General features: G+C 72.3%; 8 protein-coding genes and 1 pseudogene. 5 read left to right on the forward strand and 4 right to left on the reverse strand.

Translation table 11 applies throughout. The features are described from left to right. Positions 1 to 98: 98 nt before the first annotated feature. Positions 99 to 485 (reverse strand): hypothetical protein, encoded by a 387-nt coding sequence (locus tag CPH93_RS34990; RefSeq protein WP_159395126.1) that lies wholly within the window; start codon positions 483 to 485, stop codon positions 99 to 101. A 147-nt stretch (positions 486 to 632) separates the two neighbouring features. On the opposite strand from CPH93_RS34990, the gene CPH93_RS34995 reads away from it, so the two are divergent. The 4 genes and pseudogenes from CPH93_RS34995 to CPH93_RS35005 all read left to right on the forward strand — a co-directional run bounded on the left by CPH93_RS34995 (position 633) and on the right by CPH93_RS35005 (position 3,912). Beyond that, positions 633 to 2,183 (forward strand): trypsin-like peptidase domain-containing protein, encoded by a 1,551-nt coding sequence (locus CPH93_RS34995; protein WP_096215186.1) that lies wholly within the window; start codon positions 633 to 635, stop codon positions 2,181 to 2,183. A gap of 223 nt (positions 2,184 to 2,406) precedes the next feature. Then, positions 2,407 to 2,529, forward strand: coding sequence for a hypothetical protein (locus CPH93_RS37380; protein ID WP_269460133.1), 123 nt, complete (start codon positions 2,407 to 2,409; stop codon positions 2,527 to 2,529). Positions 2,530 to 2,654: 125 nt separating this feature from the next. Beyond that, positions 2,655 to 3,517, forward strand: a pseudogene (locus CPH93_RS35000) (IS5 family transposase). Further along, the gene (locus CPH93_RS35005) at positions 3,514 to 3,912 is read left to right on the forward strand and encodes a type IV toxin-antitoxin system AbiEi family antitoxin domain-containing protein (RefSeq protein ID WP_173909939.1); all 399 of its coding nucleotides are present in this window, start codon (positions 3,514 to 3,516) and stop codon (positions 3,910 to 3,912) included. The pseudogene CPH93_RS35000 and the gene CPH93_RS35005 overlap by 4 nt, the downstream one beginning before the upstream one ends. 7 nt (positions 3,913 to 3,919) lie before the next feature. Here the strand turns inward: CPH93_RS35005 and CPH93_RS35010 are convergent, their stop codons facing one another. From CPH93_RS35010 to CPH93_RS35020, 3 genes are all read right to left on the reverse strand, one after another. Then, complete coding sequence (locus CPH93_RS35010) at positions 3,920 to 5,521, reverse strand: BTAD domain-containing putative transcriptional regulator (RefSeq protein ID WP_159395127.1); 1,602 nt, start codon at positions 5,519 to 5,521, stop codon at positions 3,920 to 3,922. Between the two features lie 475 nt (positions 5,522 to 5,996). Then, positions 5,997 to 6,638, reverse strand: a complete 642-nt coding sequence (locus CPH93_RS35015) for a helix-turn-helix transcriptional regulator (protein WP_096215188.1) — start codon at positions 6,636 to 6,638, stop codon at positions 5,997 to 5,999. 272 nt (positions 6,639 to 6,910) lie between these two features. After that, positions 6,911 to 9,835: an AAA family ATPase gene (locus CPH93_RS35020; protein ID WP_159395128.1), complete on the reverse strand. Its 2,925-nt coding sequence runs from the start codon at positions 9,833 to 9,835 to the stop codon at positions 6,911 to 6,913. 166 nt (positions 9,836 to 10,001) lie between these two features. Here CPH93_RS35020 and CPH93_RS35025 point away from each other — a divergent pair, with 166 nt between their 5' ends. Continuing rightward, positions 10,002 to 12,830, forward strand: coding sequence for an AAA family ATPase (locus tag CPH93_RS35025; RefSeq protein WP_231977095.1), 2,829 nt, complete (start codon positions 10,002 to 10,004; stop codon positions 12,828 to 12,830). The last annotated feature ends 531 nt before the right edge of the window (positions 12,831 to 13,361 follow it).

Here is a 13,361-nt window from a genome sequence, read left to right on the forward strand (position 1 = left end):
AGCAGCCTTGGCCGTGCCGACGGCCCGCGCAGCATGCGTAGCCCGGTCGACCGGTTCACGCACGACATCCACCACGTCCTGCACCTCATCAGAGGACGTTAAGTCCGCTTCTGGTAGCGGCCTCGTCCGGGCTGGGTGAGGAAGCCTTGGCGGGTGAGGCGTCCGAGGCGGCTGCGGGTGATGTTGACGAATGTCTTGTCGGTGGGCATGCCGAGGAGTTCGTGCAGCTCACGAGCCCTGAACACCTGGCCGGGGTACTGGTTGAAGGCGTCCACGATGGCCTGGTAGGCGGTGCCTGTCTCGGGCGGGCCGGGTGCGGGGCGTTCAACCTGCTCCGCGACCAGCCGCGGCGCCGCATCCACAAGGGCATGGACCGATCCCCGCAGGCTGTCGCGATCGTCATCGACTCCTGGTCGAGCCGCGCCGCCGAAACCGTCGGCCGCGACAGGGTCACCCCCGCCGGCGGCAGCGCCCACCTCCGTCATATCACTCTATGTTACTGACCGAAAACACACAGTCGCCATGGCGGCGTGCGGGGCGTTCTGCCACAGTCGGCGCGCATCATTCGCCGATCATGAAGAGGGAGTGCCGTGAAGGGCACCACTTGTAGGGCTGGCGCCACGCGCGCCAAAATGCCCGGTGCGCGCCTGCGTGCCGGGCTGGCTGCCTGTGTTGGCGGGGCGGTTGCCGCCGGGCTGCTGTGGGCGGCACCGGTGTACGCGGCAGGGCCGGCCGGGCGGCATGCGGCACCGCTGATCGATGCCGGTTCCGGTGCGGGGCACAAGTTCCGTTCCTCGGGCCGGCTCCTCGCGGGCCCAGGCGGCGGGACGGCGTGCACCGCGACAGTCGTCGCGGCCTCCGCCGAGCCTGCTCCGGCACAGAAGGCGCTGGTCCTGACCAACGGCCACTGCGTGAGGGACACCCTGGGCACGAACGAGGTGGTCGCCGACCAGCCCGCGCCCGAGGGATGGTCGTTCACCCCCGCGTTCTTCCACGACAACACCGCCGAGCACAAGACGTTCGGGGTCGAGCGCGTCGAGTACGCGACGATGAAGGACACCGACGTCGCGGTGCTGCGGCTGTCCGTCACCTACGGCGACCTCGCGCAGCTGGATGTCACCCCGCGCACCCTGTCGCCCACCGGCACTCCCGCGCGGGGCACGCGCCTGGAGGCGGCGCACGCTCCCATCATCGGCGTCCCGGATGACGAGCGGTTCCTGCGCCTGTCCAGCTGCCAGGTCACCGGCTCGGACGTGTCCGTGCACGAGTACACCTGGCTGTGGAAGGGCTTCGCCCGCACCGACTGCCGGGGCGTCAGCGGCGGCTCGTCCGGCGGCCCGGTGACCACGGCCACGGACAACCGGCTGGTCGGCCTGATCAACACCGTTGCCACGCCCGGCTATCTGGGCTGCGGCCTGGGCCGCCCCTGCGAGGGCAGCGCACACGGACTCGTCGTCCCGGCCGACGACTCCGTCTACGTCACGCCCGTCGACGCGGTCGCCTCCTGCCTGGACAGGACGGGCCTGCGCCTCCACCGCAACGGCTGCCGCTTGGACCCCGGCATCCAGGTCAACGTCCAGTTCAGCGGCACGGAGACGCAGAGCCACACGCCCGAGGGACCGGCCCGCTGGGACGCCCATATCACCGCAGGCGGGGGCGGCCACCAGTCCTACGTCGCTTTCAAGACAGGCCCGTTCGGCGCGACCGACTGCACGAACCCGCAGGGCTACGGCCGTCCGCAGCGGCTCGGCAAGGGCGGCGCCGACTATGCCCGGCTCCTGCCGACCCAGGACAACCTGTACGTGCTGTGCGCGGCGGGCGGCCCGGATGCCACCTTCCAGGGCGCGGGCTGGACCGCCTCCCTGACCCACCCCAGCTACGCGTACGCGCGCATCGACAACACCCCTCCGACCGTGGAGCCCTCCCTCGACATCCAGAAATTCGGTGAAGGCAGTGATGCCGATTACCGGGTCCGCCCGGTCTTCGACCTCTGGGAGCTGACCTCCTTCGAGATCAAGTACGGCCCGGCCGCCACCACCGACTGCGCTGACCTCTCGGGCTACCACCCCTACCGGCGTGTCCCGGTCACCCTCAGCGCGTCCGAAGGCCCGTGGACGTACTGCGCCGTCGGCTACGACAACGCCGGCAACCAGACGCCGCCGAAGGCGTTCCGAATCGAGTAACTCGCCCACCGAGCACGAAGGTGGTGCGGGCCGCGCGCCGGAGTGGACCGGTGCGCGCGGCCCGCCGCTCGATCCAGGCGGCGTGCGACCGCCCCGTCCCCTGGGCCCGGACAAGCGCCGTCACCAACAAGAAGGGGACACAGGAGTGGAGCCCGCCGGAGCTGACCCTGGCAGAGCCCCGGTCGCGGCGACGGAAGAAGACGGATAAGGAAGGGGACCCGTCGTGAAGATCCACGATAGTGATGACGTGCGGTTCCTGCTGGAGAGGTCGGCGCGCGAAGTCATCGAGCTGTTCGACGGCAGCCGCATCACCCGCACCGCGCGCCTGAGCGACCACCACGACTGAGAGCCGGCCACCCCCGGCCAGCCCCACCATCAGTGGGCGATAAGTCTGATCCTTCTCGGTTCGTGATCGCTTGATCGTGTTACTGATCGTGGTACGAGCCTTCGGGTGGGCATGCCCATGTGGAGATGCGGGGTGTGAAGAGAGGGACGTACACCAGCGACTTATCGGATGCGCAGTGGGCGTTGATCGAGCCGATGATCACGGCCTGGAAGAAGGACCGGGGGCGCGGTCAGCGACGGGCGACCCAGGCTCCTGCGACCTGCGGGAGGTCGTGAACGCGCTCTTCTATCAGAACCGGACGGGCTGCCAGTGGCGGTACCTGCCGCACGATCTACCGGTCTGGTCCGCGGTGTTCTACTACTTCGGCCCGTGGCGCGAGGACGGCCTCGACCAGCGGATCCAGGAGCTCCTGCGCTGCCAGGTGAGGGAGCGGGCCAGACGATTAGAAGATCCGTCCCTGGTGATCATCGACACCCAGTCCGTCCGCGTGGCGGCCGGGGTGCCGAAGGCGACGACGGGACTGGACGCGAACAAGAAGACGCCCGGCCGCAAGCGCGGGCTCGCCGTGGACGTCATGGGCCTGATCATCGGTGTGGTGGTCCTGGCGGCCAGTACGCACGACAACGAGGCCGGCAAGGCCCTGCTGGACCAGGCAGCCGAACGGTGCGGGATGCGCCTGGAGAAGGCCCTGGTCGACCAGGGCTTCAAGGACGTCGTGATCATCCACGGGGCGGTGAAGGACATCACCGTCGAGGTGGTCCGCCGCAACCCCGACGACCAGGGCAAAGGCTTCGCTCCGCAACCGAAGCGGTGGGTGGTCGAGCAGGTCAACGGCACCCTCATGCTCCACCGCCGCCTCGCCCGTGACTACGACCACCGGCCCGACAACGCCGCCTCCCGCGTCTACTGGGCCTCCACCGCCGGCATGCTCCGCCGCCTCACCGCCCCTAGCCCCGCCTGGCGCGACGAGGTGGAGCTGGCCGCATGAATGTCTCCGAACTCCTGCGGCTGCTGCAGGCCGAGCACGACGAGACCGCTGCACGATCCGACAACCTGCGAGAGCAGATCGAGCAGCTCACCACCGCCCTCGCCGAGACCGAGGCGCGCCTGGCCGAACTGGTAGCCACCCGCAAGGTCATCGACGGCCTCGCCCGGCCCGACCACGAACCGGCCCCCGCGGAGTCAGCCACCGTCTACCAGCGCATCGTGACTGCCTTCAACGAGCATCCCGGGCAGGTATTCCGCGTCCGTGACCTGCACGAACACCTCGGCCTGCCCACCGGCGAGCCCTCGATTAACGTCACCCGCTCCCGCCTGGGACGACTCGTTCGTCAGGGGCTCCTCGACCAACCCGGACGCGGCCGCTATCAGAAACGGACTTAACGCCCTCTCAGAGAGATCGGGCCGTGAGCTGCGGCAGGCCCGGTCCGTCCGATGGCTCGGACGGCTCCGGTGAACGCACATCCTGCAAGCCATGACCTGCGCCGGTCCGGATGCGGAGCGCTTCCCAGCCATCCGGCGGCTCGGGGCCCAGGTGGTACGAGATGTGCGATTCCGTCGCCTGGCGCGTGACCTCACACACCCGCACCTGCCCTCGGGGCGCCATCGCCAGCAGTCGGAGGCCCCGGTCGACCGCGTCCCCCGTGACCGTCGGGAGGCCGCTGTGCGCCGGCAGGTACGACAAGCAGGCGTCACCGGTGACCACAGCGACGTGCACATGGATGAAGGACGGGTTGCTACGCAGCCCGCCGCCATCGATCCGGTCCCGGAGGGCGACGGCCGTCCGCACGGCACGCGTGGCGTCGTCCCGGCGAGGGTTGTCGACTCCGAACACGGCGGAGAACACCGGCGCCGTCACCGGTCCCACGGTCCCCCCGTTCTGCGTGGATTGCTGCCGCAGTACCGCCTCGATGTCCGCCACGGCCTTCTGCACGCCGTACAGATCATGGTCGTCGGACACGTCGTGCCGCACCCACACCAGGACGACGCTCACCCGCGTGCGACGGGGCGTCGCCCGGTGGCCCGTACCCTGCCGATCGCCGTCCTCCACGCGGTCGGGCACCACACGGTGATCGCGTCTGTGCTCCCTGCCCACCCGCGACCGCACGCGGCTCACGGACGAAGCATCACGGACGTCGGGCGCGTCCGGCCGACGCGTCGCCTGCTGTTCGACGAGGGCCGGCACCGTTGGCCGCTCGGGCGCCTTTTGGTACTCCGCCACCGGCGCGGCCGGCACCTCCAGGTCTGGGGCGTGTTCGAGGATGGACCGTTCCAGGCGACGCAGCTCCCGCGACGGCTCCAGCCCGAACCGCTCCACGAGTTCGGTCCTGATACGCCAGAACACCGACAGCGCGTCGGTCTGCCGGCCGCACCGGTAGAGCGCCACCATCAGCTGGCAGCTCAGCCGCTCACGCAGCGGGTCCTCGGCGACGGCCCGCTGCAGCTCGCCCAGAATCTCATGGTGGTGGCCGATCGCCAGTCCGGCTTCGAAGTAGTCCTCCAGGGCACCCAGTCGCTCACTCTCCAGACCGTCCAGTTCGGGCCAGTTCAAGTCGCCGTCCGCCAGGTCGGCGAGTGCCACACCTCCCCACAGGCCGAGCGCCCCCCGCAGCGTGCACACCGCGGCGGCATGATCGCCGGTGCGGGCTTCGGCTCGTCCTCGTTCCACGTGCCGGCGGAACTGGAACAGATCCACGGTGTCGGGGTCGACCCGCAACTGGTATCCGGGAGCAAGCGTCAGTATGGCCGCACGCGTGTCCGTGGCCCCGTGGGCCAGATCGAGCCGCAGGCCTCGGACGGCGTTGCCGACCATCTTGCGTGCGGTGCGGGGCGTTTCGTCCGGCCACAGGACGTCGAGCAGCTTGTGTGTGGCCACGACCCGGTTGGCGTTCAGCAGAAGGTAGGCGAGCAGCCGGCGTTTGATCACTCCGCCGAGCGGCATCAGCGCGCCGTCCACGACTGCTTGAAGAGAGCCCAAGATGCGGAAGTTCACTTCACCCTCAGTCCCCTCTGGCCCCGCCTGCTCTCGTTCCCGACGGTCAGTCGACCGCGGAGGGCATCACCACGACGAGAGGCTCCGCTCGGCCACTGGCCGGGATGCAAAGGCGTGCGTGCCGTGGCGCAGAAGACGGCACGCAGCGAAGGAGGCCGGTCGGTGGCGAGAATCTTCCGCGGGTGAGAAAGCGGTGGAAGCGGACGCACGGTGGGGCGCCAAACTCCGGTGGATGACGCTGACTTCCTTGGATCCGGCATTAACCGGACGGTTGTTTGGTGGATCACGCTCCGTCACATTGCAGGGGCGCCGGTCCGGAGTCCAGCATTCCTGAGGGCCTTTGCCCCTTTGAACAGGCCTGTGCATACCCCGGGACACCGCAGGCGCCAACGCGCTGCCATGGTGAGCGATTCGGGCGCCATTGCCTTCCGCTGCGGGTTGTGCCAGGCCGGATCGGCATGTGTCCTGCCGTTGATCAGATGAGGCCGGCGCGGATGGCGTAGGAGACGGCGTGCGCGCGGTTGCGCAGCTGTAAACGCTTCATCAGGCCGTAGAGGATGTACTTCACGGTGCGCTCCGAATAGCACAACTTGGTGGCGATCTCGGCAAGTTCCCTGCCCTCCGAGACCAGGCGGAGGACATCGAGTTCGCGGGGGCTGACGCCCGAGGCGGTGAGGCCGCGCGGCGCAAGGACCTCCCGGTGGGTCCACCGGACCTGTTCCATCAGCGCGCCCTGCAAGGTGGGCGGGAAGCTGCCGCCGCCGTCCGCGACCGTGAGCAGGGTGCGCACGAAGGCGGAGGGAGTGAACGTGTCACGCCACAGCACGGCGCGCACTCCCCGGTCGATCGCCGCGGAGACGTCTGCTCGCCAGTGTCGTCCGGCGACGAGGAGGAAGCGGGTGTCGGGCCTGTCGGACAGGGCGCGCAGCTGGTCCAGTGCGGTGGCGTCGACGGTGTCGAAGGCCGCGACGACGGCGTCGGCCTCGTGGATTCTCTCCGGTGGGACTTCCTGGATGCGGTGGTCGTGGTTGAGGGAGCTGACAAGTCCCGCGTGGACCACGGCGTCGGGTGAGTGGACCGCCACACACACGGTGCCGGTGAGTATCTGCTCAGGCATTTCGCCTCCCCATCGGTAATCGCCCATGAGGTAGATGATCGTGCCACGTACTTTTGCCCACCGGCTTTCCGCACGCCTCGATCGCTTAAGGACAGGGAAACCTGTCGCATCCATCCGCAGGAGACCCCTGCCGTTCAGGAGACCCCCGCCGTTCAGGAGAAGTCCGCCGGCCGCCCAGGAGAGTTCCGCGGAAAGGGATTTCCCCGCCGGGACTCCCCGGGCCTCGCTCCGCCCCGGCCTGCCCCGGGGGAGACGGGCGCGCGGCGGGACGTTCAGTGGCCCGGAGCGGTCAGGGCGTGGCCGGTGAGCATGGCCGAAACGACCTCGGTACGGGACCGAAGACCGGTGCGTGCGAACAGCCGTGACAGGCGATTGGCGACGGCGTCCTCGCTGAGCCGCAGCACGGTGGCGATCTCGCGGTTCGCGAGCCCCTCGGTCACCAGCGTGGCCAGCAGCTGCTCGTTCTCGGCGGTGGCCTGTCTGCGGCCGGGGACGGTCAGCCCGGCCTCGCGCATCGCGGCCCGGGTGTGGAAGCGGCTCAGCAACGAGCCCGTCTCCCCGTACAGTTCGTACGCCTCGTGCAGCAGCTCCGGGGGGCCCGCGTCCCCGGCCGCCGCCGCGAGCGTGACCGCGGTCTCGAACGGCTGGCACCGCGAGCGGGCCAGCTCCACCGCCTCGTGCAGCAGCTCGCGCGCGGCGCCGGAGCCCTGCTGGCGCACCCGCGCCGCTGCCAGCAGGTACAGCAGCCGGGTGCGTCCGCTGCCGGTACGCCCGGCGAGTTCCTCAAGGCGCCACAGACAGCCCGCCGCCGCATCGGCCCGGCCGTCCTCCGCCCGGAGCATGGCGAGGGCAGCGGCCAACTCGTCGGTTCCGTAGACATAGCTGCGCGCGTCGGCCTCCCGCAGCCCGCGCCGCAAGATGCGGTCGGCCGCGTCGGGACGGCCCATGGTCCGCAGCACCGCGGCCTCGGCGACGTCCAGGAAGATCTCCGCATGACCCTCGTGGGTCCCGCGCTCACCGGCGATCAGACGGGCGGCGCCGGCCGGCTTGCCCCTGGCCAGCAGGATGGCGGCCGTCCCCGCGGCGAACAGATGGTGCTGGGGCGCCGCGATGAACGTCTGGTCCTTCGCGACCATGCCGCGCGCCAGCGCCAGTGCGTCGTCCCACCGACCCTGGAGGTGGAGCAGGAGCAAGTGGGTGGTGGGGGGAAGCGCCTCGGGCGGCATCCCGCGGTCCTTCAGCAGGTCCATGGCGCCGCACAGGTCCGCGTTGCCGAGCAACTGGAGGGTGTACCCGGCCGCTATCGAGTACAGCGCCTCCGGGGGGAGGCCGGGATCCGGCGGCGTCTCCAGGGCGCGGGCGAGCACGTCGGTCCGGCCCTGCACCAGGTTCCCGGCGACCTGCGCCAGCTCGGGTATCAGCCGGATCTGAGGGTGCGGGCGCCACACCGCCTCCGTCCGCGAGAGCAGGTCCAGCACCTCCTGCCACTGATCGGCCAAGCACAGCGCCAGGGTCCGCGCCGGCACGGCGGCCTCCGGGGGCAGCCGCAGACGCTCCCACCACTCGGCCGAGCCCATCCGGGACAGCTGCGTCCAGTCCTTCCCGGCGGCGGCCGCGAGGACCTGGACGGCGGCGAGCTCAAGGAGATCCGGGGCGCTGACGACGTCGGAGGGGTCGCGCAGAATCGTCTCCGCCGCCCGGCCCGCCGCCGGGTGGTCGCCGACGACCCAGGCAGCCTTCACCGACCGCAGCAACGCCAGTTCGCGGGCCGCCGGTTCCTCGATCAGGCGCAGCGCCGCCCGGAACCACCGCAGCATGCCGCGGTCCTCGGGGTCGGGGTGCAACGTCTCGGCGGCGACGGTGAGTTCCGCCGTCGCGCGCTCGCGGTCGATCAGCCCGCCCGCGTCGGCCATCCGGTCGGGCAGGTACGTGACGGTGTCCGCCTCCTCCAGGAGCACGGCCGGGCGCCGCGGTGCCGTCGCGGCGGCCGCACCGTCCCGCGCCGCCCAGAGAGCCTCCACCGCGGCGGCGGACATCCGGGCGCGTTCCAGGGGCCCGAGCCGTTCCCGGGTGGCGTGCTCCATCAGCGGTGACCGGAACACCCAGCCCCGGGGGCCGCCGCCGTCCTCGCCGGGCAGTTCGTCGAGGAGGCCCGCGGCGACCAGGCGGCGCACGCCGTCGCCGACCTCCTGGTCGGACAGACCGGTGGACCCGGCCACCAGCGCCACCGCCGTCCGGCCGAGCGGCCACAGGATGCTCAGTGCCGCGGCCGTCGTCCGGCACGGTTCGCCGAGCTCGTGCAGCGCCCTCATGAACCGGTCCTCATCGGGCAGTACCGGCACCGGCGCGCCCGCGGCGAGGAAGGCGTGCCCGTCGGTGATGCGCACCGCGTCCCGCCGCGACCACTCGGTGAGCAGCACGTCGGCGGCTGCGGGAATCCCGCGGGTCAGCCCGAGGACGCGCGCCACCAGAGCCGGGTCGGGCGTCGCCTGCGACCGCCGCGCCACCATGTCGGCGAGCTGCGGCCGGGTCAGGCGCGGCAGGGCAATCGTCCGCGCCGTGCCCGCTTCCGCCGGCAGTCCGACGGCCTGGTCCTGCCGGCGGCCGGACGCGGCGTCACCGGTCCCGCCGGTGTGCCGTACCGACGTGATCACCAGCCGGACCTCCGGGGGGCGACGGGCGGCGACGGCTCCCAGTACGTCGAGGGACGCCGCGTCGGCGTACTGCGCGTCGTCCACCACCACGCCCACGGGCGCCGCATGCGTCAGCGCGGACAGCAGTGCGTCGGCGAGCGCCGCCCGATCGCCCCTCTCCGTGGCGTGCAGCACCTCGGCCTCCAGGCCCGCCCGGCCGGCCGCGAGCTGCCTCCCGGTGACCGGACGGTGCTCCCGCACGGCGGTGACCACCCGCAGCGCCAGCAGAAGCGGACGGTCCTGGTCCCCGCGCACACAGGCCAGCGGCAGGGCCACATGATCCCGCGCAGCCAGCCGTTCGGCGGCCGCATGCGCGAACGCGCTGCGCCCCGCCCCCCGTTCTCCGTGGACGAGCACCAGGCCGGGACCGTCCGGGTCGTCCAGGCAGCGCTCAAACTCGGCCAACTCCTGCTCGCGGCCCACCAGTTGCCCGCTCGCACCGTCCGCCCACGTCGCCATGGCGCCGCGCACCACCCCGGTTTCCGCCCCCCGGCCACTGTCCACGGAACCTCCTCAACGCCGTGTCACCGGCGGGCATTCCGCCTGGTACGCGCGACGGGACCGGTGCGCCGGTCCCGTCGGAGCCTGCATTATGGCCGTCTCCCGCGACGAGGTCACGATCAGCGGGAGGGCCCCGGTCGACGTGGGCCGAAAGCGAGTGAGGAGTCCAGTGGAACGCCGTGCATCTCTCGTCGGCAGGGACCACCAAGTCGGCGTGGTCGCCGACGCCCTGCGTCCGGCCGGTACGGCGCGGACCCTGCTCGTGACCGGCGAGGCCGGAGCGGGCAAAACCGCCGTGCTGGACGAGGCGCGGTACGCGGTGGTCCAGGAGGGGACCAAGGTGCTGCGGCTGTCCTGGGAGACCGCCACCGGGCCGACCGGGGCCGCCACCCTTGCCGATGCCGTCTGCGGCGTGCTCGCCGAGGTCCAGGACGGCCGGCTCCCGGCCCACATCACCGCCGTGCGCCGGGCGCAGTCGCGTTGCGGTGACGGCGGCGAACTGACGCTGCTGTCCACGCTGGGCGAGACCCTCGCGGACGCGGCGCGCCGCGTGCCGTTCGCCCTCGTCCTCGACGACGTCGAGCGCATGCATCCGCCGACCGCGTCCGCGCTCCAGCTGATGCTGCGCGTGTTCCGGCCCGCGGGCCTGCCGGTGGTGATGGCCGGGCGTCCGGTGTTCCGGGGCCCGGCAGGCGCGCCCGACCTGGTGACGGCGGCCGACCGGGTGCTCGACCTGCCGCCGCTGCGGCCGGAGGACGTCGGCGAGCTCGTCGGACAGCGCCTCGGCCGTCCCGCCGAACCCGCGCTGCTCGCGGCGGTGCGGCGGTCCCTCGGCCCCCTGGCCGGCAACCCCGCGGCCGTGCTGTCGGTGCTCGCCGCGCTGGACGAGGACGACGGCCTCGTCGACCTCGACGGCCGTGCCTGCCTGGCCGGAACGGAGGACGGCCTGCGGCTCACCGTGGACGCGGAACCGCTGCGCCGGGTCACCGCCGGAGGTACGGACGCCGCCGTCGTCCTGGCCGGGCTCCTGCACCGCGCCGAACTGCGGCTGGAGGACCTGCACCCCCTGATCCCGGCGTGCGCGGTGCTCGCCGCGGACCTCTGCCGGACGGTGGACCGGCTGGCGCGGGAGGGGGCGTTGACCATCGACGGGGACGGCCGGCTCGCCTTCGCCGTCCCCGCGCTGGCGGCGGCGCTGCGGACGCTGCCGCCCCGCCGCGACGTCCGCGCGCTGCACGCCGCCGTCGTGCGGACGGTCGCCGAGCGGCTGGGCCCCGCTACCGCGGGCGCCTGCCATCCGCTGCTGGCCGACCATGTCGCGGCTGCGGGCCCCGCGCTGAACGACGGCGTGGCGGTGCCGCTGCTGCTGGCGGCCGCCGCCAAGGACGCCCGGTCCTACCACCCGCGGGCGGCGCGGGCCTACCTGTCCGCGCTGCGCCGTCTGCCGCCCAACTACCCCGCGACGCTGGGCGTGCTGCGCGAGGCCGCCGAACTGGGACTGGGGTGCGGCGACCACGCCCACGTCCTCGCACTGGCCGAACCGATCCTCGCCGGCCTGCGGGACCCCGGCCCCACCGACGGCGGCGGGCTGGAGTTCGCCACGCACGCCTGGGGGCTGTCCGCGCTGCACGAGCACCGGTCGCCCTACGACGACGGCGCCGTGGCCCGGGAGGTGTTCGCGCGGATGCCGCGGGCGGCGGTGCTGGCCGCGCTCGGCGGCCGGTACGGGATCGGCCCGCTCACCCCGTGGCCCTCGTCCGCGGAACCCGCCCCGGACAGCGACCGGCTGCACGACGGGCACGGTCCGCTGCCGTCCTGGGCCGAGCTGCGGACGCTGGCCGCCGCCGTGGGCGGCCACGAGGAGCTGGCGAGGGCCGTCCATGGCCTTCAGCGGGAGGAGGTCTGCGAGGCGGCCATCGGGCGGCTGTGTGACGCCGCGGCCTACGGTGACCTGGCGGGCGCCCTCGAATCGGTGCTGGGCGAGCGCTACGTACCCGCGGGCCACAGCGCCGCCGGCCGCTACCACGCCATGGTCCGCGACTACCTGGCCGGGCGCTGGGACGACGCCCTGTCGGCAGCCCGCGGCATCGAGCGGCGCGGCGGGGCCCGCGGCGGGCCGGGCGGCCAGTTGGCCCGGGCACTGGCGGCCGAGATCCATTGCTTGCGCGGTGATCTCGTCCGCGCCCGCGAGTGGCTCGACCGCATTCCCGGCACGGTCGTCCACCCGTTGGTGGCCCGCGCCCGGCTGGGGGTGCGGTACTGGTCGGGACAGCAGGACGCGGCGCTGGAGGAGGCTTGGCACGACGTGCGGCGGGCGCGCGACAGCGGCCTGCTCGCGGGGGCCGAGAGGGTGCTGCTGCGGATCGTGGAGTTCGCCGAGGAGACCCGGCCGCGGCAGGCGCGGCAGGCCCTGGAACAGCTCGTGGCACTGCACGCGGAGGCCGACACGGCCCTGACCCGGGAGGCGCTGCTCGTCGCCCGCGGGATGCTGGACCGCGACGCGGAGGGTGCGCACGAGGCCTACCGCTCGGCCGGGCGGCGGGGCGACCGGCACATGATGCTGTACTGCTGCCAGGTCCTCGCCGAGGTCGACGACGACCCCCAGCCGTGGCTGGCCGAGGCGGCGCGGCACACCCACCTGCTGTCGCTGGGGCGCCCCGGGCGCGTCCTGCTCGGCCGGTCGGCGCTACGCCGCAACGTGCCGCTGCCGAGGGGCCGTTCGGCCCGCGAGGGCCTGAGCGAGGCGGACGTACAGCTGATCGGCATGGTCGGCGAAGGCGGGACCAACCGGCAGATCGCGGCCCGTCTGGCGTGCAGTGAGAAGACGGTCGAACAACGGCTGGCCCGGCTGTTCCAGCGCACCGGCCGACGCTCGCGGGTGGAGCTGGTGGCAGCCTGGCTGGACGGGAGCCTGGCCGGGCTCGGCCCGGTGCCGGACGTCCCGCCGGGCGGTGCGGCGGGACCGGGGTCCGGCCCGGCCGGCGGGTGTGGCCGTTGAACTGCCATGCGTGTGAGGAGACGCTCTGGCGCAACCGTTCTGTCCCTGTAGGCGTGGCCGCAATACGGGCAGTGTGCGATGCGGCGCCCGTGCATGAATCCCATGAACGCCTCGTTTCATGCCGGGGCCCGCACAGGAGCTGAGGCCGGCCGGGCCGATAATGGTGCCGTCGTATACCCGCGGTCCGTAGGAAGCATCGAATTCTTGGACGGCTCAGACCTTAACAATCTCCAGAGAATTCTCGGATAATCGGCCGGCTATCGCCCGCGGTCCACTGTGGCCCTTCGTGATTCCCCAGTGATTCCAACGCCGCCTCCAGAGTGCTCCGCGTGCTGAGTCGAAGCCGCGGGAGTACAGGCCTGTGGGGATGGACAGGCGCTCTTCGGAGGCCGATCCATCGATTTCGTCCGCACACCACCCATGGCTGAGGCCGGCCTCACGGCTTCTTCTTCGCCAGTACGCCTTGGCGGTGTTGTGCACGGTGCCGTCGCCTCCACCGCCTCTGAGCTATGTGAACTCCAACCGGACGCT

The sequence above is a fragment of the Streptomyces sp. 2323.1 genome, from assembly GCF_900221035.1.
In the GTDB taxonomy this organism is placed as follows: Bacteria; Actinomycetota; Actinomycetes; order Streptomycetales; family Streptomycetaceae; genus Streptomyces; species Streptomyces sioyaensis.

Coding starts and splice junctions, on each gene's coding strand:
- CPH93_RS35015 (WP_096215188.1), bottom strand. CDS start 6,638: ATGCCTGAGCAGATACTCACCGGCACCGTGTGTGTGGCGGTCCACTCA.
- CPH93_RS34995 (WP_096215186.1), top strand. CDS start 633: ATGCCCGGTGCGCGCCTGCGTGCCGGGCTGGCTGCCTGTGTTGGCGGG.
- CPH93_RS34990 (WP_159395126.1), bottom strand. CDS start 485: ATGACGGAGGTGGGCGCTGCCGCCGGCGGGGGTGACCCTGTCGCGGCC.
- CPH93_RS35005 (WP_173909939.1), top strand. CDS start 3,514: ATGAATGTCTCCGAACTCCTGCGGCTGCTGCAGGCCGAGCACGACGAG.